Annotated in this window: 18 protein-coding genes; 10 read left to right on the top strand and 8 right to left on the bottom strand. The window is 61.3% G+C overall.

Features of this window, described 5'->3' with window-relative positions; all coding sequences use genetic code 11:
- Positions 1 to 3: 3 nt before the first annotated feature.
- Positions 4 to 2,658: a bifunctional diguanylate cyclase/phosphodiesterase gene (locus VJ698_RS06995; RefSeq protein ID WP_324101999.1), complete on the bottom strand. Its 2,655-nt coding sequence runs from the start codon at positions 2,656 to 2,658 to the stop codon at positions 4 to 6.
- A 281-nt stretch (positions 2,659 to 2,939) separates the two neighbouring features.
- Here VJ698_RS06995 and VJ698_RS06990 point away from each other — a divergent pair, with 281 nt between their 5' ends.
- Positions 2,940 to 4,583 carry a methyl-accepting chemotaxis protein gene (locus VJ698_RS06990; RefSeq protein WP_324101998.1) on the top strand — a complete coding sequence of 548 codons (1,644 nt, stop codon included), beginning with the start codon at positions 2,940 to 2,942 and terminating at the stop codon, positions 4,581 to 4,583.
- Between the two features lie 353 nt (positions 4,584 to 4,936).
- Here the strand turns inward: VJ698_RS06990 and VJ698_RS06985 are convergent, their stop codons facing one another.
- Positions 4,937 to 7,258 (bottom strand): NADP-dependent malic enzyme, encoded by a 2,322-nt coding sequence (locus VJ698_RS06985; protein WP_324101997.1) that lies wholly within the window; start codon positions 7,256 to 7,258, stop codon positions 4,937 to 4,939.
- 390 nt (positions 7,259 to 7,648) lie between these two features.
- Complete coding sequence (locus VJ698_RS06980; RefSeq protein WP_324101996.1) at positions 7,649 to 7,975, bottom strand: DUF190 domain-containing protein; 327 nt, start codon at positions 7,973 to 7,975, stop codon at positions 7,649 to 7,651.
- A 328-nt stretch (positions 7,976 to 8,303) separates the two neighbouring features.
- Between VJ698_RS06980 and VJ698_RS06975 the strand changes: the two genes are divergently transcribed.
- The gene (locus tag VJ698_RS06975; RefSeq protein WP_324101995.1) at positions 8,304 to 9,431 is read left to right on the top strand and encodes an ABC transporter substrate-binding protein; all 1,128 of its coding nucleotides are present in this window, start codon (positions 8,304 to 8,306) and stop codon (positions 9,429 to 9,431) included.
- A 185-nt stretch (positions 9,432 to 9,616) separates the two neighbouring features.
- Positions 9,617 to 10,432, top strand: a complete 816-nt coding sequence (locus tag VJ698_RS06970; RefSeq protein ID WP_324101994.1) for an IclR family transcriptional regulator — start codon at positions 9,617 to 9,619, stop codon at positions 10,430 to 10,432.
- Positions 10,433 to 10,519: 87 nt separating this feature from the next.
- Here VJ698_RS06970 and VJ698_RS06965 read toward each other — a convergent pair whose 3' ends face one another.
- Entirely contained in the window at positions 10,520 to 11,302 is a 783-nt protein-coding gene (locus VJ698_RS06965) for an SDR family NAD(P)-dependent oxidoreductase (protein ID WP_324101993.1), read from the bottom strand.
- Between the two features lie 110 nt (positions 11,303 to 11,412).
- Entirely contained in the window at positions 11,413 to 11,880 is a 468-nt protein-coding gene (locus VJ698_RS06960) for a PaaI family thioesterase (RefSeq protein WP_324101992.1), read from the bottom strand.
- Between the two features lie 366 nt (positions 11,881 to 12,246).
- Between VJ698_RS06960 and VJ698_RS06955 the strand changes: the two genes are divergently transcribed.
- From VJ698_RS06955 to VJ698_RS06925, 7 genes are read left to right on the top strand one after another with little or no spacing between them, the layout of a single operon-like run.
- On the top strand, positions 12,247 to 14,337 hold the full coding sequence (locus VJ698_RS06955) for a 3-hydroxyacyl-CoA dehydrogenase NAD-binding domain-containing protein (protein ID WP_324101991.1): 2,091 nt from the start codon (positions 12,247 to 12,249) through the stop codon (positions 14,335 to 14,337).
- Between the two features lie 23 nt (positions 14,338 to 14,360).
- Positions 14,361 to 15,542 carry an acetyl-CoA C-acyltransferase gene (locus VJ698_RS06950; RefSeq protein WP_324101990.1) on the top strand — a complete coding sequence of 394 codons (1,182 nt, stop codon included), beginning with the start codon at positions 14,361 to 14,363 and terminating at the stop codon, positions 15,540 to 15,542.
- Positions 15,543 to 15,554: 12 nt separating this feature from the next.
- Positions 15,555 to 16,328, top strand: coding sequence for an SDR family oxidoreductase (locus tag VJ698_RS06945; RefSeq protein WP_324101989.1), 774 nt, complete (start codon positions 15,555 to 15,557; stop codon positions 16,326 to 16,328).
- 22 nt (positions 16,329 to 16,350) lie between these two features.
- On the top strand, positions 16,351 to 17,424 hold the full coding sequence (locus VJ698_RS06940; protein WP_324101988.1) for a phosphotransferase: 1,074 nt from the start codon (positions 16,351 to 16,353) through the stop codon (positions 17,422 to 17,424).
- Positions 17,425 to 17,434: 10 nt separating this feature from the next.
- Positions 17,435 to 18,655 (top strand): acyl-CoA dehydrogenase family protein, encoded by a 1,221-nt coding sequence (locus VJ698_RS06935; RefSeq protein ID WP_324101987.1) that lies wholly within the window; start codon positions 17,435 to 17,437, stop codon positions 18,653 to 18,655.
- A gap of 7 nt (positions 18,656 to 18,662) precedes the next feature.
- Positions 18,663 to 20,324, top strand: coding sequence for a long-chain fatty acid--CoA ligase (locus VJ698_RS06930; protein ID WP_324101986.1), 1,662 nt, complete (start codon positions 18,663 to 18,665; stop codon positions 20,322 to 20,324).
- Positions 20,325 to 20,336: 12 nt separating this feature from the next.
- Positions 20,337 to 21,122 (top strand): SDR family oxidoreductase, encoded by a 786-nt coding sequence (locus tag VJ698_RS06925; protein ID WP_324101985.1) that lies wholly within the window; start codon positions 20,337 to 20,339, stop codon positions 21,120 to 21,122.
- Between the two features lie 109 nt (positions 21,123 to 21,231).
- Here the strand turns inward: VJ698_RS06925 and VJ698_RS06920 are convergent, their stop codons facing one another.
- From VJ698_RS06920 to VJ698_RS06910, 3 genes are all read right to left on the bottom strand, one after another.
- Positions 21,232 to 22,395, bottom strand: a complete 1,164-nt coding sequence (locus tag VJ698_RS06920; RefSeq protein ID WP_324101984.1) for an acyl-CoA dehydrogenase family protein — start codon at positions 22,393 to 22,395, stop codon at positions 21,232 to 21,234.
- A gap of 28 nt (positions 22,396 to 22,423) precedes the next feature.
- Entirely contained in the window at positions 22,424 to 23,608 is a 1,185-nt protein-coding gene (locus VJ698_RS06915) for an acyl-CoA dehydrogenase family protein (RefSeq protein ID WP_324101983.1), read from the bottom strand.
- Between the two features lie 294 nt (positions 23,609 to 23,902).
- Entirely contained in the window at positions 23,903 to 25,108 is a 1,206-nt protein-coding gene (locus VJ698_RS06910; protein WP_324101982.1) for a TetR/AcrR family transcriptional regulator, read from the bottom strand.
- Position 25,109 lies beyond the last annotated feature (1 nt).

Here is a 25,109-nt window from a genome sequence, read left to right as displayed (position 1 = left end):
CGATCAGCCGGACGTGGCCAGGCGCAGCGTGCGTTCCTCGTTTCGGGGCGAGATCAATTGGCGCGACCGGCGCAGTATCGATCGGGTCTCGTCAGGCGAGACGGGTTTTGAGATGAGGTATCCCTGCAGTTCGTCGCATCCGAGCTCGCGCAGGATTGCTGCCTGGGCCTGTGTTTCGACGCCCTCCGCGACGACACGCATGCCCAATGCATGCGCCATCGAAACAATGGCCTTGAAGAGCACCCTGCTCTCCGCCGTTCTGTCCAGATCCACGGTAAAAACGCGATCGACTTTCAGCACATCCATGTCCAGGCGCTGCAATTGCGACAGCGACGAGTAGCCGGTGCCGAAATCGTCAACCGCCATCTTGACGCCGAGTTCACGAATCGCAGCGAGACGGCCGGCGATGGTCGCATGCTCGCCAAGCATGGAGGACTCGGTGATTTCCAGTTCGATCAGCTCGGGAGAGATATTCGATTGCCTGAGGCACCGGCGCAGCAGCTCATGCACGTCGCCGTACTGGAACTGGACTGCCGAGACATTGACTGACACAGGCACCGGGGAAATGCCTTCCGCGCGCCACTGCGCGATCTGCTGGCAGGACTTGTCGAGCACCAGCGCGCCGAGTTTCGTGATAAGTCCCGTGCCTTCCGCAATCGGAATGAATTCCAGCGGCGGAACCATGCCACGCAACGGATGCCGCCAGCGCACCAGCGCCTCCAGGCTGAGGAGCTCGCCGCTCGCGGCGTCGACGCGCGGCTGGTAGTACAGCACGAACTGATCGGCGTCGATGGCCTCGGCCAGTTCTCTTTCCATGTTGATGCGCGTCCGCAGCGCGTCGTACAGTTCCTGTCGATAGAACGAATAGGTTCCGCGGCGGCTGCCTTTCGCGGAATACATAGCGATATCCGCGTGCTTCAGCAGCTTGCCGGCGGTCATGCCGTCGCGCGGATATACGCTGATGCCGATGGACGCACCGACTTCCATGGCACCAGCACCGGCGTGGAAGGGCTGTGCGAGCGCGGCCAGGATGCGCTGCGCAATACGCACGATTTCATCGTCGTCGCGCGCCTGCTGCAGCACCACGGTGAACTCGTCGCCGCCGAGCCGCGCCACGTGATCGGTCGGACGCAGGGCCTGGCGCAGCCTGCCGGCAGCTTCCTGCAACACCTTGTCCCCTGTCGCGTGGCCGAGCGTGTCATTCACGTTCTTGAACTTGTCCAGGTCGATGAAGAGCAGCGCAACGATTTCCTGCTTCTCCTGCGCCCGAACAATGGTGGCCTCAAAAGATTTCATGAACCAGGTACGGTTCGGAAGCCCGGTCAGTTCGTCGGTATTCGCGAGCCGGATCAGCTTGCCTTCCTGCTCCTTCGCGTCCGAAATGTCGCGCAAGGTCACGGCAAGGTCTCCACCGGAACGCACCGCCTTGCGGCGCACCCAGCGAACTGCCGGCGCGGCGATCGGCTGGAATTCGTCTTCTTCGCGATACGAACCGCGCTCCATTGCATGCCCGTAAACCTCCAGAAGCCGCGCAAACTCCTCCGCCTGATAATGTGACGAGAGCGCCTGCCCGAGCACTTCCTTCTTGCCCTTCCCGAGCAGGAATGCGCCCCTTTCATTGCAATCGAGGATGCGGTAATCCACGATGCGCCCCTCGGCGCGGAGCGGATGAAGCATGTAAAAGCCCTCTTCCCCCGCTTCGGTGGCGAGACGATAAGCGGCTTGAACGCTGCGCAGTCGCATCTTCCGGCGCTCAACGAGATGCAGGACATACGCCAGCACGACGGTGAGCGCAAGGATTGCCGCCTCTGCGGCGGCGCGGATCTGGCGGTAGGTGCGCCACTTGTTTTCCAGCGGCGCGATCTGCTCGCTCTCGGAGATTCCCGCCATGACTGTCATTGGATAAGCCTTCAGCGTGCGCCAGGCAACGAACCTCCTGTCGCCGTCGGCAAACCATTGCGGCCCGAACCACGTCTCACCGTTGCTGGGAAAAGCCTGCGCTTCCCGCGGCAGGCCAAAGCGCGGCGTCTGCGTCAGTGTAGCTTTCGACGGATACGAAATTGCATTGCCGATGCGCGCTGCACGTATCCTTCCGTCGTCGCCGACCACCGCGAGCATGCCCTTGCCACCCAGCGCCGCCGCATCGTAGAACGCAGAAAAATAGTCGGATGTGACTGTCACCATCACCACGCCGTCGAAGTCATCGTCAGGAGAATCGAGGCGGCGCGTGAAACGCACCAGCGACTTGCCCGTCTCGGCGTCTGCTTCCGGGGCCGAAATGCGCACGATCGAGGAGATATTCCTTCGGTGCCACGCAAGAAAACTCCTGCCGGCGTACTTTGCTTTTGCCGTAGACGGCGATGCGGTGGAAGTCACCACGCTTCCATCGCGGTCGATGATGGCGACCTCCATGTATTGCGGCGAGGTGAACATGCCACGGATCACCAGCTTGCGAAGGTCGAGTGCGCCGTTGGAACTCTCCCAGTCGTACTTGAGCTGCATGGTGACCTGGTCCATCTGGTCGATGGACCGCGTCAGGTATTGCGCATAGCCGGACGCGATTGATTGTGCGCCTGAAGAAAGCGACTGCTCGAAGGACAGACGCTCCTTCGCCATCTCCTTGTCGACCGATACCCACAGGATCGCGCCCGCCGACAAGGGCAGCAGGCACCATAGAAAGCGCAGCCACCTGGAGCCTGTCCGTTCTGAATGCCAGGGTTTGATGCTTCGTGAATGGCGAAAAATTGAGAGAACTCGCATCGGGTCAAGCGGCCATCGCATGCACGCTAGTTAAAAATGGTTTCTTGTTGGCAAGTCATGATGCACGCGGCGTATGACCGTTTCATGACAATTTGTGCATGCTGCTTCGATAACGATGTCATTGCTTTGTAGCAATTCATTCTTATGCTTGCCTGCATTCACACTGTCATGGGAAAACGATGAAATTCTGGCGCACACGCATAGAAACCCGGTTCATGCTCGCATTCGCAGTCATCCTCGCATTCATGGCGTTCACCACGGCGCTCTCCGTCTGGCGACTGTATTCGGTGGACCGTATGGCGAAAGTGCTGGTCAATGAAAAACTGGCGCGCAGCCAGCTCATCGCATCCTGGCAAAATGCAGTGGCACTGAATGCCACTCGGGCAACCGCGATCGCCAAGAGCGACAGTCTGGAACTCGGCGACTACTTTCAGGGCAAGCTCACCGACGGCGACAAGTCGATCGCCGAACTGGCGGCATCGGTGCGCCGTTCTGCGGCCGGCAGCGTCGAGATCAAGCTGCTGGACCGGATCGGGCAGGCCGGAGATGCCTACCTCAAGATACGCAACGATGTGTTCCGGCTGAAGTCGATTGGCAAGACCATCGAGGTCGAACAACTCGTCTCCACCAAGCTTGATGGCGCGCTGGCAGCCTACGAAGGAGCGCTCCATGCGCTGGCCGAATACCAGAACGCGGAAGCGAACCGCATTGCCCATGCCGCAAACGATATCTTCACCAACAGCGTGGTGATCCTGATTGGTGCGGGTGGACTGGCCCTTGTGCTCGGAGCCTGCCTGGCCGTTTTCCTGTCGCGCAGTATCGTCCTGCCCTTGCGGGATGCCGCAGCGGTGGCCACGCGCGTGGCATCGGGCAACCTGACCTCCGCGATCCAGGTGCGCGGCCAGGACGAAATCAGTGCGCTGATGCGCGCCCTGCAACAGATGAACGACAACTTGGCACACATGGCACGCGACATTCGTGACGGAGTGTCGGAGATCGACGGCGCCCTCGCCGACATCGCCCGCGACAATGAAGACCTCGCGCGCCGCACGGTCGCGCAGGCTGAGTCGGTGCGCGTCATTACTGGTTCGATGGCCGCCATGACGACGACCGTCAAGCGCAATGCCGAACACACGCAGGAAGCGCATGCGCTTGCCGCCGACGCGGCCAGGGTGGCGACCGAGGGAGGCAGCGTTGTGGCCGAGGTCGTGCGCACGATGGGATCGATCAACGCCTCCTCCAGGCAGATTGCAGAAATCATCGGTGTGATCGACGGGATCGCCTTCCAGACCAATATCCTCGCACTGAATGCCGCCGTGGAAGCGGTACGCGCCGGCGAACACGGCCGTGGATTCGCAGTCGTTGCCAATGAGGTACGCAATCTGTCACGGCGCTCCGCGACAGCGGCCCAGGAAATCCGCAGCCTCATCACGAATTCTGTTAACGAAATTGCGAACGGCAGCGACATGGTCAACCGTGCCGGTGCAACCATGCAGCAGGTGGTGGCGAGCATTAATGAGGTGACAGGAATCGTCGCGCATATCAAGACCGCCAGTGACTGCCAGACGGCAGACCTGCTGAATATCGGTCAATCCATCCATCAGATCGACAGGACGACGCAACAGAATTCCGAGCTGGTACAGGATGCGGTTCGCGCTATCGATGACCTGACCGCCCAGTCGATGCGCGTATCGGCTTCGGTTTCGCGCTTCCGCATCGATGCGCGCAAAATGCCGGCTGCGCCGGTCCCGCTGAGCATTGTCGCGCCGTCCGAGCTGGTGGCGATGAACGACAAGCCGACGCCGCGGCGACTGATTGCATGAGACATCGCACGGCGCAGATTGCCATTTATGAGAATCCGAGTTTTATCTTCGGGAATGCGTGAGGGCTGTTTAGCCCATCAGCGGATCAAATTCGATCTTTCATGTGCCGGTTATGCGACGACTCCGGACAATTTCGGCCTCGTTCCGACCAATTTTAGAGCTGGCCCGAGAATTGCTTAAGAGAAGACATGTCTCCTCCATCCTATCAAGGAAGGGTTAGGCCCGCTCCCTTCGGGGTCGCGGGCTTTTTTTTCGACTCACGCTTTGGGTGACCTCGTCGCATGTGACGCGCCCCGCCCTCCCGATCCGCGAGAGCGGACGGAAGATGGCAGGAATCGCAAGCGTTCAGGAACTCAGCCGGCGCTGGCGAGCGTCGCTTGCCCGGCGGAGATCGCATCGGCAACCGCCAGCGCGGTCATGTTGACGATACGGCGCGTGGTTGCAGCCGGATTGAGGATGTGCACCGGCTTGGCCGCCCCGAGCAGGATCGGCCCCACCGTGACACCATAGCCGCCTGTGATCTTCAGCAGGTTGAAGGCGATGTTGGCGGCGTCGAGCGTCGGCATCACGAGCAGGTTGGCCGCGCCGGTCAATGTCGAGCTCGGCAGGAAGTGACGGCGTACCTCTTCCGACAATGCCGCGTCGCCCTGCACCTCGCCTTCCACCGCCAGTTCCGGCGCGATGCGGGCCAGGATGTCGCGTGCCGCGCGCATCTTTTTCGCCGACGGACGCGATGACGAGCCGAACATCGAGTGCGAGAGCAGCGCCACTTTCGGCTGCAGGCCGAAGCGCATGATTTCGTGCGCCGCGAGTTGCGTGATGGCCGCAATCTCTTCCGCCGTAGGATCGTCGTTGACGTAGGTGTCGGTGATGAACAGCGTGTACTTTTCGAGCATCAGCGCGTTCATCGTGGCAAGCACGCTGGCACCCGGTGCAAGGCCGATGACGTCGCGCACATGTTCCAGATGCGCGTCGAAGCGACCGACCGTACCGCACAGCATCGCGTCGGCGTCGCCCATGTGCACCAGCATTGTGCCGATCAGCGTGTTGGAACGGCGCAGCGCGGTTTTCGCCATGTCAGGTGTGATGCCGTCGCGGCCTCGCAGCGCCTGGTAGGCTTCGTGATAGGTGCGGTAGCGCGGATCTTCTTCCGGGTTGACGACTTCGAAGTCGACACCCGCCTTCAGTCGCAGGCCGGCCTTCTTGATGCGCATATCGATCACATGCGGGCGGCCGATCAGCGTCGGTTTCGCGAGGCCTTCATCGACGACCGTCTGGACGGCGCGCAACACGCGCTCTTCCTCGCCTTCAGCATAGGCAACCCGCTTGGGTGACATCTTCGCCGTATTGAACACCGGCCGCATGATCATGCCGGTGTGGTACACGCGCTGGCTCAATTGCTGGCGATAGGCTTCCAGGTTGGCGATCGGCCGCGTGGCCACGCCCGACTCCGCCGCTGCCTTGGCGACGGCCGGTGCGATGCGCTCGATCAGGCGCTGGTCGAAAGGTTTGGGGATCACATATTCTGGGCCGAAGGTCAGGTCCTGCCCGGCGTAAGCGGCGGCCACGGCATCGTTGCTTTCGGCTTCGGCGAGTTCGGCGATCGCCTTCACGCAAGCCAACTTCATTTCCTCGGTGATCTTGGTGGCGCCGCAGTCGAGCGCGCCGCGGAAGATGTAGGGGAAGCACAGAACGTTGTTGACCTGGTTCGGGTAATCGGAGCGGCCAGTGGCGATGATGCAGTCCGGGCGCGCCGCCCTGGCGATTTCCGGGCGGATCTCGGGTTCGGGATTGGCCAGCGCAAGGATGATCGGACGGTCCGCCATGGTGGCTACCATCTCGCCGGTGAGCACGCCGGCGGTCGAGCAGCCGAGGAATACATCGGCCCCCTTGACGATATCGGCGAGCGTGCGCGCGTTGGTGTCCTGCGCGTAGCGCGCCTTGTTCTCTTCCATGTGAGCATCGCGACCGCAGTAGATCACACCGCGCGAGTCGACGACGTAGACGTTCTCGCGGCGCACACCGAGGCCCACCATGGTGTCGAGGCAGGCAATGGCGGCAGCGCCCGCGCCGGACACCGCCAGCTTCACCTTGCCGATGTCCTTGCCGACCACCTTGAGCGCATTGAGCAGTGCGGCGGTCGAAATGATCGCGGTGCCGTGCTGGTCGTCGTGGAAGACCGGAATGTTCATGCGCTCGCGCAGTTTCTTCTCGATGTAGAAGCACTCCGGCGCCTTGATGTCTTCGAGATTGATCCCGCCCACGGTCGGCTCGAGCATGGCGATGGCCTCGACAAGCTTGTCCGGATCGTGTTCGGCGAGCTCGATGTCGAAGACGTCAACGCCGGCGAATTTCTTGAACAGGCAGCCCTTGCCTTCCATGACCGGCTTGCCGGCCAGCGGACCGATATTGCCCAGGCCGAGGACCGCAGTGCCGTTGGTGACCACGGCCACGAGGTTGCCGCGCGAGGTGTATTCCGCGGCCTTCGACGGGTCCTTCTCGATTTCCTCGCAGGCGTAGGCCACGCCCGGCGAATAGGCCAGGGAAAGGTCGCGCTGGTTGGACAACGCCTTGGTCGACACGACCTGAATCTTGCCGCGCGTCGGGTTGCGGTGGTAGTCAAGTGCGGCTTCGCGCAACTGTTCGTCTTGTGTGGAATGCTCGGTTTTCATCATCGTCATCTTTCGTTAGCTGTTTTGTGTCGATGCCTGTCGCGCCTTCAGGCGCCAGGAAATATCCAGTCGGGTGCGGATTGCATTCGCCAAACCGGGTCGAACCGGAAACAGGGGTGCGTTCATGAAGTGCATGCGAAAGAACATCCTGGCTGTCGCTCCCGCACGAACCGTCGAAGATGATCGCGGGACGAGACATGTGTCGCCAATGGCGTACCCGGGCCGAATCACGTCGCGTGTTTCATGCCGTTCGCCAGACATGTCCATGGTACTCCAGCGCAAGCCGTGACGCAGCCGGATTTCCCCTCTCTCGTGCAATCACTGGATCTTGATCAAGATCGCGGATGTTGTACCGGCCGGCGCGTCGGCGATGATCCGACATCCCCTGCGGGTTCAGCCTGATACCGGTTCGCCGAGCATGCCGAACTCGACGGGCAGCTTGACATAGAACATGTGGACTTTTTCCTGCCTGAGCAGCGTGAACAGCCGCTCAGCTTCCTCGTCGCTGACAACCATGGTCACTTCCACCGGCTGGTCCGCCAGTTCAAAAAAATGCGCTGAGTGAATGCGGCGGTCATGGCCGAAGCCCATCGCGCCCATGAACACAGTGGCTCCGCGGATGCCATGTGAACGCGCAACATCGAGCAGCCATTCCCACATCGTCTGATGCCCATGCCGCTTGTTTTGCTCCATGAAAAATTCAAGCTGGTAGCCGCTCATGATGCCTCCTTCGGAAAGGCGAAATGCCAAGGCAATGCGGGCACAACGCATTGGGAACAATCTCCATATTCCATCATAAGTGAGGGCTCGCAGAGATGAAATGCTCCTGAAGACACAAACTTGACCTTGCAGGCCAGGCGCAAAAAGTTAGATTGTTTCCTCAGAAAAATGGTGATAAACAGTTAGGCGCGGCAATACACCGGGCCGCTACTCTCGCAGGGGCATCACCGCACGGTCCGCGGATCCGGAGTGCGGCCAGATAGAACGCCAGAACGGCGACACCACAGCGCCCCAAACCATGACGAAATAACAAACATCTGGAGACAACATGTTGGGAAAAAAACTATTGGCGGCCATGGCCGCCTGCGCGGTTGTCGGCCTTGCGACGGCAGGCGAGGTGCGGATTGCTTCGGTGACCGGACTGACCGGCCCGAACGCGGCGACATCCAAGGACGGCGCAACGATCTTCAACGGCTACCTTGCCATGGTCAATGACAAGGGCGGCATCAACGGCAACACCTTAAAAGCTATCGTCAAGGACGACCAGTACGATCCGGCCAAGACGGCAGCCATGGTCGCGGAAGCGGTCCTGAAGGACAACGTGGTCGGCCTGGTGAACGCGGTCGGCACGGTGAACACCGTGGCGATCATGAAGACCGGGATCCTGAACAAATCCAGGGTACCGCTGGTCGGCGTATTCAGCGGCGCGGACATTGTCCGCGGCCCGGGCTCGGAACAGATCTTCCACACGCGCGCCAGCTACACCGACGAGATCAAGAAGATCGCGCGCCTCGTATCGACCCTCGGCCTGAAGCGTATTGCCCTGCTCTACCAGGATGACGCTTTCGGCGCCAGCATCAACCAGAGCATCGGCCAGGCCGCACAGGCTTATGGCTTCGAAGTCATCAACAAGACCTCGTACAAGGCGGGCGAGACCGATTTCACCTCGCAGGCCAGGCAGATCATCGAGTCCAGGCCGCAGGCGATCCTGCTGATGGCCTTGCCGGAAGCGGTGATGCACTTCATGAAGGTCTACAACGCTCCAGTCGGCGCTTCGCAGATCTACACGCTGTCCTATGTGCCGGCAAAAATGCTGGCGCAGGTGGCGGGTGAAAAGCACGTGCGCGGCGTCGGCATCAGCCAGGTCATCCCCAATCCGGATTCGACCACCCTGCCGCTGGCCAAGGACTTCCAGACCTTCCTGAAATCAAAATACGGCAAGGGCGTGCAATCGACGCCGACCAACTTCGAGGTGTACCTGAATGCGCGCCTGATGGTGGAAGCCGTGCGCATGGCCGGTCCGCACCCCACTCCCGAGAAGGTGACGAAGGCGCTGACGTCCATGAACGGTTACATGCTCGCCGGTTATCCGATCAGCTTCAGCGAAACCAACCGTGTGGGAAGTCATTACCTGGATATCGGCGTGGTTGGGCTCGGCGGCCGCCTGACTTACTGATTGCCCGGCGCGCCGCCGAAGGGGCAGGCGTGTGAGGGAAGGAATGCCGTGCGCAGCCCTTCCCTTTCTTTGTCGAGCGGTTTTCCTTGCGTGGGCGCGCTGCGGGACCGCCTCGCGACTGGACATTTCTGGCAGATTGCAGTAGTTTTGATACGTAAAACATAAAACTGCATAGCGAGCCTGAAATGCCACTAGATAAAACCACGGACGACCTGCACGATGCCGAAAAAGGAAAAGGCGGCGAAGACCGCTATTTCATCACTGCGCTTTCGCGCGGCCTCGACGTGCTCGCCTGCTTCCGATCGGGCGACGCGTCCTTGAGCAACCAGCAGATTTCCGAGCGCTGCGGGCTGCCGAAATCAACGGTGACGCGCATTGTATATACCTTGCTCAAACGCGGCTACCTGGTCCAGGTCGAACCTGGCGGACGGTACGCATTGGGTACGGCCACACTTGCGCTGGGCAGTTCGATGCTTGCGCGCATGGACATCCGACAGTACGCGCGTCCCCTGATGCAGGAACTCGCCGATTTCGCCGGTGCGACACTCGCACTTGGCGTACGCGACCGGCTTTCCATCATCTACACGGAAGTAGTACGCAGCACTGCAACCCTGGCATTGACGCTGCAGGTTGGTTCACGCATTCCGATCGCCTCGTCGGCAATCGGGCGCGCGTATCTTGCCGGTGCGCCCGAAGCGGAGCGCAATGCCATCATGCGCCTCGCGGCTGAGCTGGATGAATCCGCGGCGGATGCAGTGCGCGAGGGACTGGCGCGCGGCAGGGAGGATTACGAAAAATACGGATGCGCCACTTCCTTTGGAGAATGGCAGAAGGACGTGAACGGTATTGCGGTCACCTTCCGCTCCGTCGGCACGATTCCGGTCCACGTCATCAACTGCGGCGGCCCGTCGTCGAGCCTGTCGAAGGAATTTCTGCTCAACGACGTCAGGCCGCGCCTGCTCGCGCTGGCGCGCAAGCTGGAATCGTCGGCCCTGACCTGAGCGACAGATCTTCACAGCGCAGAGAGTTTTGCCTACCGAAGAGACTGAAGTGCGGAAGGTACGGAAACCGGCAATATTTCTGCGCTGCTACGCACCCTGCCCCTGATACAGCATCAGCGCACCGTCAACCACGATCGTGGTGCCGTGGATATACCGCGCATCTTTCGAAGCGAGGAATACCGCGACGGCAGCAATTTCTTCCGGCTTGGCAGCCCGTTTCATCGGGATCGACTGCACCTGCTGCCGAAGCACGTTCGGGTCGTCGATGGCCTGCTGGTTCATCGGCGTCAGCACCATGCCCGGCGCGATATTGTTGACGTTGATGTTCTTTTCCGCGAGTTCCAGCGCAAGCGTGGTGGTGAGGTTGCGCAACCCGCCCTTCGACACGTCATAGCCGGATGCGCCCGCTCGCGGAATCTCCTGGTGCACGCTGGTGACGTTGATGATGCTGCCGTGCCTGCCTGATCCTTCGATGCTGCGGATGAACTCGCGGCAGAAATAGAACGGCCCGCTCAGGTTGGTGCGAATTGCATCTTCCCAATCATCATCCGTCATGTCCTTGACCATCTTGCCGAGCGCATCGATCCCGGCATCATTGACGAGGATGGTCGGCACGCCCATGCCGGACTTGATGTCCTGGAAAAGCTGCCGCACGTTCTTCGATTCACGTTGATCGCACTGAAACACCGCAGCCTTGCGGCTGGCCGCCTCGATCTCGCGCGCAGTGCGCTCGGCGCCCTGCCGGTCTTGCAGGTAGGTGACTATCACGTTCGCACCTTCACGGGCGAATGCAATCGCGGTCGCCTGCCCGATGCCTGAATCGGATCCAGTGACGAGCGCGAGTTCGCCGCTCAGTCGTTTCTCGCTCATGTTCAATCTCCAGTCACGGTTTGGCCGCGCACATGCGCGAGCCCCGTGTACTGCGATCCGTGGACGGCGGTGCGGTTCCATCCCGCCATCGCCGCTGCGAGAGTTCCCGGTTACGCTTTCCTGCTTTTGCCCTTGGCAGCGAACACGCCGCTTGCCCGCAGGATGCGCCGGCCATCGACCATCAGGTAACAGTTGGCGAATGCCAGGCGCGCGCCGATGCGCTGGATGTCCACATGCGCTTCGATCCAGTCTCCGGGATGCGCCGACTCGACGAAATCGGTCGACAGGTTGACCGTCACCATTGGTACTTCGTCGTTGGCGATCGTGATCGCAATTCCTAGCGCCGTGTCCGCAAGCGTCAGCATAAGGCCGCCGTGGACCAGTCCTTTCACGTTCGCATGTTGTGGCCCGGCACGCATGCCGATCACGATATTCCGCCCGTCAATCCTCTTGCCGTAGAGCGGACCGACCAGTTCCACAAACGGGCTGCCGCGGTTCAGTCGTTCAAATCCTTCCGGCACTTCAACCGGCATGCCTTGCCTCTGCGCGAGCGGCGCCATGTGGTCAATATTTTTCATTGGTTCAGAATTCAACTGGTTTCATTCTGCGGAATCTTAAATTGCGTACCAAAACCACTATACCTGAAAACCCATGATCCCGACCTTTCCGGATGAAACACCCGCAGTTCCCCGGCGGATTCATCCGTCGTTCCGATTCCATAGGAGAAAAACCGAGCGCCGAGGAATGCGCCTTTACAGCGTTTCTACCGCCTGATAATATCGCAACAGCTTATATGGAACACAGTTTTACTCTGCAAAACTAAAGGCGCCGACGAGCGTGGATCTCAGTCTTCCTCGCCTCCGTCGGTGAAAAACAAGGGCCGGACAGACCGAGCCGTACGGTCTCATTGCCCTTCCGGAAAAACAAACAGGAACAACACCGCCATGGAACACGCTGAATACACGGTCGATCGCGACGTTGCCGTCATCACCCTCAACAACCCTCCGATCAACGGCCTCGGTCTGAGCCTGCGCCGGGCCATCATTACCTGCGTCGACCGAGCGCTGGCCGACGATGCCGTGCGCGCGATCGTCCTGATCGGCTCGGTTCGCGCGTTCTCCGGCGGCGCGGACATCAAGGAGTTCGGCACGCCAAAATCCGGGCAGGAACCGAATCTGCTGTCGGTCATTCGCGTCATCGAATCCGCTTCCAAGCCGGTCGTCGCTGCCATCGCCGGCGCATGCATGGGCGGCGGACTTGAATTGGCGCTGGGTTGCCACTTCCGCGTCACGAAGCCGGACGCGCAGATCGCGCTGCCCGAGGTCAAACTGGGCATCCTGCCCGGCGCCGGCGGCACGCAGCGCCTGCCACGCCTTGTCGGCCTCGATACGGCACTCAACATGATCGTCTCCGGCAATCCCGTCCCAGCCGCGCAACTCAAGGCGACGGCGCTGTTCGATGCCATCATCGAGGGCGATCTGCTGGAGGGCGCGCTCGAGTTCGCGCGCAAGGTAGTTGCCGAAAACCGGCCGCTCAAGCGCGTGCGCGACATCAAGATCAACGAGCCGCTCGGTGAAGCCTATCTGCAGTTCGCGCGCAACACGATCAGTGCCACGATCAGGCATTTCCCCGCGCCGCTCAAATGCCTGGAAGCCGTCGCTGCAGCCTACTTCAAGCCCTTCGACGAAGGCATGACGATCGAACGCGAGGCATTCCTGTGGCTGATGAACACACCGGAATCGCGTGCCCTGCGCCATGCCTTTATCGGCGAGCGCGCTGCGTCCAAGATCCCTGACGTGCCGGCCGACACGCCGACGCGTCCGATCCACCGCGTAGCCGTGATCGGTGCCGGGACCATGGGCGGCGGCATCGCGATGAACTTCCTCAATGCCGGCATCCCCGTTGTCATGCTCGAAATGAAGCAGGAAGCGCTGGACCGCGGCATCGCGACCATCCGCAAGAACTACGAGAACACGGTCAAGAAAGGCAAGCTCACTGCCGAGAAGATGGACGCGCGCATGATCCTGCTGGCGCCGACGCTCTCGTATGACGACATCAAGGATTGCGACCTCGTGATCGAAGCGGTATTCGAAGACATCGGCGTGAAGGAGCAGGTATTCAAGAAGCTGGACGAGGTCATGAAGCAAGGTGCGATCCTGGCGTCGAACACCTCGACGCTGGACGTGAACAGGATTGCTTCTTTCACCAAGCGTCCGCAGGACGTGGTCGGCATGCACTTCTTCAGTCCTGCCAACGTGATGCGGCTGCTGGAAGTGGTGCGCGGCGAAAAGACCGGCAAGGATGTGCTCGCCACCGTGATGCAACTCGCGAAGAAGATCAAGAAGGTCGCCGTGGTATCCGGCGTGTGCGATGGGTTCATCGGCAACCGCATGCTGAAGTATTACCGCAACCAGGCCAACGAACTGCTGGATGAAGGCGCTTCGCCGCAGCAGATCGACCGCGCCCTTGAAAACTGGGGCATGGCGATGGGGCCGTTCCGCATGGGCGACCTGGCTGGCCTCGACATCGGCTGGTCGATCCGCAAGCGCCTCTATGCGGAAAACCCGAACATGAAACGCTCGGTGATCGCGGATCAATTGTGCGAACTCGGCCGATTCGGCCAGAAGACCGGCAAGGGCTGGTATCGCTACGAGCCGGGCAAGCGCGACGCACTGCCCGATCCGCAGGTCGAGGAAATCATTGCTGCCGCGCGCCAGAGCACCGGCATCACGCCACGCAAGGTGAGCGACGAGGAAATCGTCGAACGCTGCATCTTCGCGCTGGTCAACGAGGGCGCGCGGATCCTCGAGGAAGGCATTGCGGCACGGGCTTCCGACATCGACATGGTGTACCTCACCGGCTATGGCTTCCCGGCGCATCGCGGCGGGCCGATGCTGTATGCGGAAACCGTCGGCCTTGCCAATGTGGTGGAAAAGATGCGCCGCTTTGCCGCGCAGCGCGGTGGCGATGCCGCGTTCTGGAAACCGGCCGACTCGCTCGTGCGCCTTGCGCAGGCGGGCGAATCGTTTAACTGATCTGGACAAAAGAGGTGATCCCCATGCTCAACGATGCCGTCATCGTCTCGACCGCGCGCACCGGACTCGCGAAGTCCTGGAAAGGTGCATTCAACATGACCCATGGCGCGACGCTGGGCGCGCATGCCGTACGTGCCGCCGTCGAGCGCGCCGGGGTGGATCCGGCAGAAGTCGAGGACGTCCTGATGGGCGGCTCACTGATGGAGGGCACGACGGGCGGCAATATTGCCCGCGCCATCGCCTTGCGCGCCGGCCTGCCGGTGACCACCGCCGGCGCCACCGTCAACCGTTTCTGCTCGTCCGGCCTGCAGACCATCGCCATGGCCGCGCATCGCGTGATCGTCGATCGCGTGCCGGTCATGGTGGCCGGTGGCGTCGAATCGATTTCCTGCGTGCAGAACGAGGCCAACCGCCACATGCGCCTCGACCCCTGGCTGATCGAACACAAGCCGGAACTCTACTGGCCCATGCTGCAGACCGCCGAGCAGGTCGCGAAGCGCTACAACATCAGCAAGGAACGCCAGGACGAATACGGCGTACGCAGCCAGCTGCGCGCCGCTGCGGCACAAACCGCGGGCAAGTTCGATGACGAGATCGTGCCGATGACCATGGCGATGGGCGTGGTGGACAAACAGACCGGCCGCATTACCACGCGCGAAGTGACGATTTCCGCCGACGAAGGCATTCGCCCCGACACCACGCTGGAAGGCGTTTCGAAGATCCGCCCTGCCATTCCCGGCGGCGTGATCACGGCAGGCAATGCCAGCCAGTATTCCGATGGTTCATCTGCTTGCGTCGTGATGGACGGCAAGCTGGCGGAGAAGCGCGGCATCGAGCCGCTCGGCATTTTCCGCGGCTTTGCAGTCGCGGGTTGCGATCCGGATGAAATGGGCATCGGCCCGGTGTTCGCCGTGCCGAAACTGTTGGAGCGCAATGGCCTGAAGATGGATGACATCGGGCTGTGGGAACTCAATGAAGCCTTCGCGGTGCAGGTGCTTTATTGCCGCGACAAGCTCGGCATTCCAGACGAGCTGCTGAACGTGAACGGTGGCGCGATCGCCGTCGGCCATCCTTACGGCGTCTCCGGCTCGCGGCTGACCGGGCATGCCCTGATCGAAGGCAAGCGTCGCGGTGCGAAATATGTGGTGGTGACGATGTGCATCGGTGGCGGCCAGGGCGCCGCCGGACTGTTCGAAGTCTGCTAGGAGGAGCATGGGATGAGCGTCAGGGAATTGTTCAAGCTGGACGGGCGGGTGGCATTGATCACCGGCGGATCGCGCGGGCTGGGCCTGCAAATGGCGGAAGCGCTGGGCGAAATGGGATGCAGGCTCGCCATCACCGCGCGCAAGGCGGATGAACTGGCCGAGGCCAAGGCGCATCTCGAAAAGATGGGCTACGAGGTGCAGACAGTCGTCAACGACCTTTCCAGGCCGGAGCAGATCCCGGGCATGGTCGACCAGGTGCTGCAACGCTTCGGCACCATCGACATCCTCGTCAACAACGCCGGCGCAACATGGGGCGCGCCCGCGGAAGAATATCCGGACGAAGCCTGGCGCAAGGTGCTCGGACTGAATGTCGACTCGGTCTTCTTCCTCTCGCGCGAGGTGGCGCGCCGGTGCATGATCCCGAAAAAATACGGCAAGATCATCAATATTGCCTCGGTCGCCGGCCTGCGCGGCAGCGCCGTCAACGTCAGCACCATCGCCTATCACACCTCCAAGGGCGCGGCAGTCAATTTCACGCGCGCACTGGCCTCGGAATGGGGCAAGTACAACATCAACGTGAATGCGATCTGCCCCGGCTTCTTCCCTTCCAAAATGTCGGCGGGCTTGCTGGAGAAAGTGTCCGAAGGCGTCATCGCGCGGGCACCCTTGCATCGCATCGGCGGCGACGAAGACCTGAAGGGCGCCGTCGTGTTCCTCGCGTCCGAAGCATCGCGGCACATCACCGGGCAGGCGCTCGCGGTGGACGGCGGCATCTCGGCTGTCTGACTCTCATCATCAAAGACAGCACATGACCCAGGACAACCTCGAGCGTTTCATCGGCACCCGGCCAGTCGCTCCGCAGCATGCTTTCGACATCGACAGGCTCGCCGCATTCATGCGCGAACACGTGGAAGGCTTTTCCGGCGATCTGCAGGTCGAACAGTTCAAGGGCGGACAATCCAATCCGACCTTCCTGCTCACCGCCGGCGGCAAGCAGTATGTGATGCGGCGCAAACCGCCAGGAACACTGCTGCCCTCGGCGCACGCCGTGGACCGCGAATACCGCGTGATCAGCGCACTCGCGAACACCGACGTTCCCGTGGCAAGGACCTATGCCCTATGCGAAGACGATGCCGTGATCGGTACAGCCTTCTACATCATGGACTATGTGCAGGGGCGCATCCTGTGGGATCCGTCATTGCCAGGCATGCGGCCCGAAGAGCGTCGCGCCATCTACAAGGAAATGAATCGCGTGATCGCCGCGCTGCACAGTGTGAATTACGCAGCCGTTGGCCTGGAAAGCTACGGCCGGCCCGGCAACTATCTCGAACGCCAGGTGGCGCGCTGGACCAAGCAGTACCGTGCCTCCGAAACCGAGCACATGCAGGCCGTGGAAAACCTGATCGAATGGCTGCCGAAGAACATCCCTGCGGGCGACGAGACGCGCATCGTGCACGGCGATTTCCGCGTTGATAACGTCATCTTCCATCCAACCGAGCCGCGCATCCTGGCCGTGCTCGACTGGGAATTGTCGACGCTCGGCCATCCGCTGTCGGATTTTGCGTATCACTGCATGACCTGGCGCATGCCGCGCGAAGGTGGACGCGGACTGGTGGGCGTGCCCCTGCGCGAGCTCGGCATTCCCACCGAAGAAGAATACCTCGCCGCGTATTGCGAGCGCACCGGGCGCGCCGATGTATCAAAAGAGGCCTGGGAATACTACATGGTGTTCAACATGTTCCGCCTTGTCGGCATCCTGCAAGGTATCACCAAGCGCGCGCTGATCGGCAATGCGGCGAGCGCGGAAGCAGCACAGGCAGGCAAGCGCACACGGCCGCTGGCCGAACAGGCATGGGCGTTGGTCGAGCAAATCAAACATTAAGGAGAGCAGCATGATCAATTTTTCGGAGAAATCCCTTGACCTGCAAAAGCGCGTCAAGACATTCATTGACGACGAAATCATCCCGGCGGAACATGACTACAAGGAAGAAATGGATGCCGCGCGCAAGGCCGGCAATCCCTGGATCGTGTCGAAGACGCTCGAAGGCCTGAAGGCGAAGGCGCGTGCGGCCGGCCTGTGGAACCTGTTCCTGCCCGAGTCGAAGTATGGCGCCGGCCTCACCAATTTCGAATATGCCCCGCTGTGCGAGCTGATGGGCCGCGTGCCGATCGCCGCCGAAGTATTCAACTGTGCCGCGCCTGACACCGGCAACATGGAAACACTGGTGCGTTACGCCACCGAAGAACAGCAGCAGCAATGGCTGATCCCCCTGCTCAACGGCGAAATCCGCTCCGGCTTCGCAATGACCGAACCGGCGGTTGCCTCCTCGGACGCGACCAACATCGAAGCGCGCGTCGAGCGCGACGGCGATCATTACGTGATCAACGGCCAGAAGTGGTTCACCTCGGGCGCCAGCGATCCGCGTTGCAAGATCCTGATCTTCATGGGCAAGACCGATCCGAACAGTCCGAACCGCCATCGCCAGCAATCGATGATCCTGGTCCCGACCGAAACCAAGGGCGTGACCATCCTGCGCAACATGTCGGTGTTCGGCTTCGACGATGCGCCGCACGGCCATGCGGAAGTGCGTTTCGACAACGTGCGCGTGCCGGTATCCAACATCCTCCTCGGCGAAGGACGCGGATTCGAGATTGCGCAAGGCCGCCTTGGCCCGGGCCGCATTCATCACTGCATGCGCCTGATCGGCCGCGCCGAAGTTGCGCTGGAATTGATGTGCCGCCGCACTCTCGCCCGTACCGCATTCGGCAAGAAGATCGCCGAGCAAGGCGTATGGCGCGAGCGCATCGCCAACTCGCGCATCATGATCGACCAGGCGCGCCTGATGGTTCTGAATGCGGCGCACATGATGGATACGGTGGGCAACAAGGTGGCTGCGAAGGAAATCGCGATGATCAAGGTGATCGCGCCGAACATGGCCTGCCAGGTGATCGACTGGGCCATCCAGGCCCACGGCGGCGCCGGTGTCAGCCAGGACACGCCGCTCGCGCACTCTTATGCCAGCGCGCGTTCGATCCGCCTTGCCGATGGCCCGGACGAAGTGCATCGCAACGCGATCGCCAAACTGGAACTGTCGCGTTACATCGAACGCTGATCCGTCCATGTCCGATCGTCATTTCCCATTCTGGCCGGCTGGTCATTCGCGTCATCTCACCGCGCCGCAGACCAGCCTGTTCTACAACGTGGAAGTGTCGGCCGCGCGGTATCCGGACAAACCTTACATCCTGTTCTACGATACGCCGATCACCTACGCCGAGTTCAAGGACGAAGCGGAGCGCATCGCCGGTTACCTGGAGCAGGTATGCAAGGTGAAGAAAGGTGACCGCGTGCTGCTCTTCATGCAGAACAGCCCGCAGTTCGTGCTGGCCTATTACGGCATCCTGCGCGCCAATGCCGTGGTGGTTCCGGTCAATCCGATGAACAAGTCCCACGAGCTGCTGCACTATGTGAAGGACACCGGCGCAACGGCCGCCATCGTGGCGCAGGACTTGTTCCCGCAGATGGCGCCCATGCTGGAACACGGGCTGGAGCAGATCCTCGTCGCGGCCTATTCGGATTACCTGAAGCGTCCCACCGACCTGAAGATCCCCGATTTCGTGTCGGCTCCGCGCGAGCCGCTCAACGGAAAGGGTGTCACGCTGTGGAGCGACATGCTGACGCGCAATTTGCGGCCAGGCCCGCTGACGGTCGGACCGGATGATCTGTGCGTGATGCCCTATACCTCCGGCACCACCGGCCATCCGAAAGGCTGCATGCACACGCATCGTGGTGTGATGTTTTCGCTGGTGGCGAGCATGCAGTGGTTCAACACCAACCAGGATGCGGTGACGCTGAGCGTGTTGCCCTTCTTCCATGTCACCGGCATGCAGGGCAGCATGAGCGGTCCGCTGTATTACGGCAGCACCATCGTGATCCTGCCGCGCTGGGATCGCGACGTGGCTGCGGCCTGCATCCAGCGTTACCGCATCGGCACGCTGCAACTGATCTCGACCATGGTGGTGGACCTGCTGGCGAATCCGCGCATCGGCGAATACGACCTCTCGAGTCTTCGCGGCATTCGCGGCGGCGGCGCAGCCATGCCGGAAGCGGTGGCGCAAAAGCTCAGGGACCTGCTGGGTGTGCCCTATGTCGAGGGCTACGGCATGTCGGAGACGATTGCGGCGACGCACATCAATCCGCCGCTGCGTCCCAAGAAACAATGCCTCGGCATTCCTATTTACGACGTCGAAGCGCGTGTGGTTGATCCAGCGGATTTCCATGAACTGCCGCCGGGCGAAACCGGAGAAATCATCGTCAATGCGCCGCATGTCATGCAGGGTTACTGGAATCATCCTGCAGCCACGAAGGACGCCTTTGTCGAGATCGACGGCAAGCGTTTTCTGCGCACCGGTGATCTTGCGATGACCGACGAAGACGGCTACTTCTTCATGGTCGACCGCCTGAAGCGCATGATCAATGCATCGGGTTTCAAGGTGTGGCCGGCGGAAGTGGAAACGATGCTGTATCAGCATCCCGCCATCCAGGAAGCCTGCGTCATCGCCGCGAATGATGCGAAGCGCGGCGAAACGGTGAAAGCGGTGATCGTGCTGCGCGACGCCTGGCGCGGCAAGATCGGCGCGCAGGAGATCATCGACTGGGCACACGAAAACATGGCGGCCTACAAGAGTCCGCGCATTGTCGAGTTTGTCGACAGTCTGCCCAAGTCATCGTCGGGCAAGTTGCAGTGGCGCGAATTGCAGGAACGTGAAAAGGCACTTTCATAACAGGAGGATTGGATGCGATTCGACAGCAAGGTAGCCATCGTCACCGGCGCAGCCAGCGGCATCGGGCGCGCAACTGCACAACGGCTTGCGGCGGAAGGCGCTTTCGTGGCGCTGGTGGACCGCAATGAAGCCGCTCTCGTGGAAACAGCAGCCCTGCTGCCGGACCAGAAAAAGGTCTGGTTCCGTGCACTGGATATCTCCAGTGAGGCGGAGGTCGAGAAATGCGTGGCCGATGTATTTGCGAAGTGCGGCCGCATTGACGCGCTGTGCAATAACGCCGGCATTTCCGGCGGCGATTACTCCAAAATCACGGACACCGACACCGAAGTCTGGCAACGCATCCTTGCCGTCAATCTGATGGGCGCGGTCCACTTCACCAAATACGCGGCGCGCATCATGTGCGAGCAACATGGCGGCGCGATCGTGAACACCGCGTCGGTGGCAGGTGTGCGTTCCGGTGCGGGCGGCAATGCCTACAGCGCCTCGAAGGCCGCCGTGATCAATCTCACGATGACCTCCGCCTGCGATCTCGGTGAATGGAACGTGCGTGTGAACGTCGTCTGCCCCGGCCTGATCGAGACCGGCATGACCGCCCCTGTATTCGAACGCGCACGGGCCGCCAACAAGGAAGACAAGCTCGGTTCGCGCTGCGAACTCCGCCGCTACGGCAGACCGCAGGAAGTAGCCGCCGTGATCGCCTTCCTCGCCAGCGACGACGCGAGCTACGTCACCGGCCAGGCATTACCGGTCGACGGCGGTAACACCGCCTCACTGAACCTACCGGGGATGAAGGTGTAGCGTAGACATTGCATCAAGACGAGAAACCTTTTGTCCACGGAAAACACGAAAGACACAGAAAGGATTTTTTCGTGTTTTCCGTGTTTTCCGTGGACAATAAAAGCGGACTTCAATAGGCACTCAATCGCGCCCAGCGATCGGCGTGGTAATTCGTGTCGCCCAGCAGTTCCTGCGCGACGCGTTGGCGCTTCATGAAGAAGCCGATCTCGAATTCGTCGGTCATGCCGATGCCGCCGTGCATCTGCACGCCCTCCTGCACCGCAAGCGCGGCGGTTGCGCCGGCGCGCGCCTTGGCGGCGGATACCATCGCTGATGCCACGTCGTTGCCCTTGCCGTTATCCTTCCTGTTGCCCTCATCCAGCATCTGCTGGCTGCGCAGGACTAATGCTCGGGTGATCTCGATTTCGGTGTAGAGATGCGCCGCGCGATGCTGCAAGGCCTGGAATTCGCCGATGATCTTGCCAAACTGCTTGCGCTCTTTCAGGTAATCCAGCGTCCGCGTAAACACTTCATCCGCCATGCCCAGCAGTTCCGATGCCAGTGCGATGCGGCCGGCGTCGAGCGTTGCTTCGAGCAGCGGCCAGCCTTCGCCCGATGCGCCGATCAAGGCACCAGCCTCCACCTCCACATCGCTGAAAGAAATGCGTGCCGCATTATGCGCATCGACCATGATCGTGCGTTCCACTTGCACGCCGGGCGAGCTGCGATCAACGAGAAACAGGCTGATGCCGTCCCGGTCACCTTCATTGCCGGCAATGCGCGCCGCGACGACGAGCGTGTCGGCAACATGGCCGTCGACCACGAAGGTCTTGGCACCGTTGAGCCGGAAACCATGTCCATTCGGCGTTGCCCGGAGCGATTGTCTTTCGGGCCTGTGCTTGCTGCTCTCGTCCAGTGCCAGTGCCATGACGATCTTGCCGTCAGCAATCGCCGGCAAGTATTTCTGCCTTTGTTCCTCGCTGCCCTGGCGCGCCAGCACTGACGCCGAGAGCACTGCCGTCGACAAGAACGGCACCGCGCCGAGATTGCGACCGATCGCCTCCATGATGACGCCGGCTTCCACCTGCCCCAGCCCGAGGCCGCCGTAAGCCTCCGGAATGAGCACGCCAGTGAAGCCCATGTCCGCGAAGCTTTGCCAGAGCTCGCGTGAGAAACCTGTTTCGTCGCGGCTGTCGCGCAACTTGCGCAGCTGCGAAACCGGCGCGTTCTCGCGAAGGAAAACCATTGCGCTGTCGCGCAGCATTTCCTGTTCCTGATTCAATGCGATAGCCATGTCTGATCCGTATCGGTGAGTGTCAGCCTCAAGCGCCCGGCAGGCCGAGGATGCGTTTCGCGATGATGTTCAGCTGCACCTCGCTGGTGCCGCCTTCTATGGAATTGGCCTTGGTCCGCAACCAGGTGCGCGCGAGCTCACCGTCGCGACTGCGATCGCCCTCCCATTCCAGCGCATCGGCACCGCCGGCGGACATCAGCAATTCATACCTGCGTTTGTTCAGCTCCGCGCCGTAGTACTTGAGGACCGACGAAAACGCCGGTTCGGCGCGCCCCTGCCGTGCAAGGTCGCCGGTGCGTTCGAGGGTCAGGCGGAACGCCGCCTCGTCGATCTCGAACATCGCAATCTGGGCGCGCAGCATCGGATCATCGAGCCGACCGTCTGCATCCAGGCCGACCGCCGCGCCGGCGAATGCGCCCAGCGGCCGGCTCACGGCACGATCGCCAACGGCACCGATCATTTCGCGCTCATGGGTCAGCAGGTATTTGGCAATCTCCCATCCGCCGTTCGGCTGGCCAACCAGGTTTTCCTTTGGCACCTTCACATTGTCGAAGAAGGTCTCGCAGAACGGTGACTTGCCGGAAATGAGTGTGATCGGGCGCGTCGAAACACCGGGCGATTCCATGCCGAACAGCAGGAAGCTGATGCCGGTATGTTTCTTCGCATTGAAGTCGGTGCGCACGAGACAGAAGATCCAGTCCGCCTTGTCGGCGTAGGATGTCCAGGTCTTTTGTCCATTGACGATGAAGTGATCGCCCTGCTCCTCGGCACGGGTTTGCAGCGATGCCAGGTCGGAGCCGGCATTCGGTTCGGAATAGCCCTGGCACCAGCGAATTTCGCCACGTGCGATTTCAGGCAGATACCTGCGTTTTTGTTCCTCGGAGCCGTACTTGAGCAAGGCCGGCCCGAGCATCCAGATGCCGAAGCTCTGCAGGGGCGGACGGCAACCGAGCGACTGCATCTCCTGGCGCAATACCTTGCCCTGATCTTTCGACAACCCGCCACCACCGTACTCGCGAGGCCATTCAGGCACGGTCCATCCCCGCTCCGCCATGCGCTGCATCCAGCTGCGCTGCGCTTCGGAGCGGAAAACGAATCTCCGCCCGCCCCAGCAGATGTCTTCCTCGCCCTGCGCGGGCTGGCGCATCTCGGCCGGGCAATTCGCCTCAAGCCAGGCGCGCACTTCCTTGCGGAACGCGTTCGGATCTTCCATGGTTTTCTCCAGTTCAGATGCTTGCGGCCTTTCCATCCGGATTGTCACTGCGTTCAAGTCATGCTCATGCACTGCACGCTGAAACCAATCCGATTTTTCTAAAATATTTTAATGGCGCGCTACAGCAATGCGTTTTTATAGCGCGCTGCTGATGCCAGTGTCAATACCGTATTTACGAAAAATGGGTATGACCTGAATATTTCCTGTGCGTGCGCAAGCGTGCATTGTGAACGGCACGCGGGAAGAAGGCGCAAAGGTGGAAAGGCAGCTGCTGCGCAGCGAGCGACGGGAGACTTACTCCGCGAGGATCCCGAGGAACAGCGGGCGCACGAAAAGCTCGACGGCGTTTTCCGCGGTGATATCAGGTACCCAGCGGTCGAGCACGACGGACGCATTGATCATGCCGCCGACCTGGTAGGCCGCGATCATCTGATCAAGCGGGCGGATGGAGCCGTCCTTCATGCCGTCGACCAGGAAACTGACGAAACGCTGGCCGAGCTGGTTGATGGTCCTGAGATTGTCCTCACGGATCTCGTCCGGCAACTCGCTCCAGGCCGACATGCGCAGCAGCGGCCCATGCTCGGAAAACTGGAAGCGGACTAGCGCCCGCGCGACGGCGCACAGCTTGTCCCAACCCGGACCGGAAGCCTTGAGCGCGATCATCTGCATGCGCCTGGTGACGGCGAAGGTGCGTTCGAAGCAGGCAGAGATCAGTTCTTCCTTGCTCGGATTGTGGTGGTAGAAGGAACCCTTGGTCACGTTCAGTCGTGCCGAAATGCGGTCGACCGACGCGCCCCGGTAACCGGCTTCGTTGATCAATGCCGTTGCCGCGCGCAGGAAGGCATCCTGCGTGGTGTCAGCCCCTTCCGGGGCATGCGCCAATTCCTCGTCCAGTGCCGTAGAACCCCAGCGCGATGCCGGCGCAGCGAGGCCACCTATCAGCACATCGCTCATGCGTTCGGCGACAAGCTCATGGTCTTCCGGATCATAGCGCGAGCTCCAGCTCATGGCGCCGATCGTCAGCGTCAGCAGCAAGTGGCTGCGCGCATTCAGCGCCACGCGATCGGCGCGCGGCACCGCGTCGCTCGCCAGCAGCCGGCGCACGCGCCGGAACATGTCCGTATAAGCGGCATAGACCACTTCGGAATGCGGACTGGCCAGTGTCTGCACATCCCGGAAGGCCATCATTTCCGGCGCATCGCCGGTCTGTATCCTTGCCAGCCTGGCAACGAACAGCCGGATGAACACACGGATGCGCTCCGCGGGCGAAGGCGCCTCCGCGGCCGACGAGATGATGTCGTTGATTACTTCGATCGACCGCAGCAGACAGGCCACCACCAGGTCTTCCTTCTTCTTGTAGTAGTAGGTGATGCTGTTCGTGCTCAAGTCCACGCGCCCCGCGACGTCCGATAGCGTCGCCCCTTTCATGCCATGCTGATTGAACAGTTGAGCCGCGGCATGAAGAATGGCATCGCGCTTCTTCGCGTAACGTTGCGTCATT

Origin of the sequence: Noviherbaspirillum sp. (assembly GCF_035254685.1) — a bacterium.
In the GTDB taxonomy this organism is placed as follows: domain Bacteria; phylum Pseudomonadota; class Gammaproteobacteria; order Burkholderiales; family Burkholderiaceae_D; genus Noviherbaspirillum.
This window is presented reverse-complemented; position numbering and strand designations above follow the sequence as displayed.

Coding starts and splice junctions, on each gene's coding strand:
- VJ698_RS06990 (WP_324101998.1), top strand. CDS start 2,940: ATGAAATTCTGGCGCACACGCATAGAAACCCGGTTCATGCTCGCATTC.
- VJ698_RS06985 (WP_324101997.1), bottom strand. CDS start 7,258: ATGATGAAAACCGAGCATTCCACACAAGACGAACAGTTGCGCGAAGCC.
- VJ698_RS06980 (WP_324101996.1), bottom strand. CDS start 7,975: ATGAGCGGCTACCAGCTTGAATTTTTCATGGAGCAAAACAAGCGGCAT.
- VJ698_RS06975 (WP_324101995.1), top strand. CDS start 8,304: ATGTTGGGAAAAAAACTATTGGCGGCCATGGCCGCCTGCGCGGTTGTC.
- VJ698_RS06970 (WP_324101994.1), top strand. CDS start 9,617: ATGCCACTAGATAAAACCACGGACGACCTGCACGATGCCGAAAAAGGA.
- VJ698_RS06965 (WP_324101993.1), bottom strand. CDS start 11,302: ATGAGCGAGAAACGACTGAGCGGCGAACTCGCGCTCGTCACTGGATCC.
- VJ698_RS06960 (WP_324101992.1), bottom strand. CDS start 11,880: ATGAAAAATATTGACCACATGGCGCCGCTCGCGCAGAGGCAAGGCATG.
- VJ698_RS06955 (WP_324101991.1), top strand. CDS start 12,247: ATGGAACACGCTGAATACACGGTCGATCGCGACGTTGCCGTCATCACC.
- VJ698_RS06950 (WP_324101990.1), top strand. CDS start 14,361: ATGCTCAACGATGCCGTCATCGTCTCGACCGCGCGCACCGGACTCGCG.
- VJ698_RS06945 (WP_324101989.1), top strand. CDS start 15,555: ATGAGCGTCAGGGAATTGTTCAAGCTGGACGGGCGGGTGGCATTGATC.
- VJ698_RS06940 (WP_324101988.1), top strand. CDS start 16,351: ATGACCCAGGACAACCTCGAGCGTTTCATCGGCACCCGGCCAGTCGCT.
- VJ698_RS06935 (WP_324101987.1), top strand. CDS start 17,435: ATGATCAATTTTTCGGAGAAATCCCTTGACCTGCAAAAGCGCGTCAAG.
- VJ698_RS06930 (WP_324101986.1), top strand. CDS start 18,663: ATGTCCGATCGTCATTTCCCATTCTGGCCGGCTGGTCATTCGCGTCAT.
- VJ698_RS06925 (WP_324101985.1), top strand. CDS start 20,337: ATGCGATTCGACAGCAAGGTAGCCATCGTCACCGGCGCAGCCAGCGGC.
- VJ698_RS06920 (WP_324101984.1), bottom strand. CDS start 22,395: ATGGCTATCGCATTGAATCAGGAACAGGAAATGCTGCGCGACAGCGCA.
- VJ698_RS06915 (WP_324101983.1), bottom strand. CDS start 23,608: ATGGAAGATCCGAACGCGTTCCGCAAGGAAGTGCGCGCCTGGCTTGAG.
- VJ698_RS06910 (WP_324101982.1), bottom strand. CDS start 25,108: ATGACGCAACGTTACGCGAAGAAGCGCGATGCCATTCTTCATGCCGCG.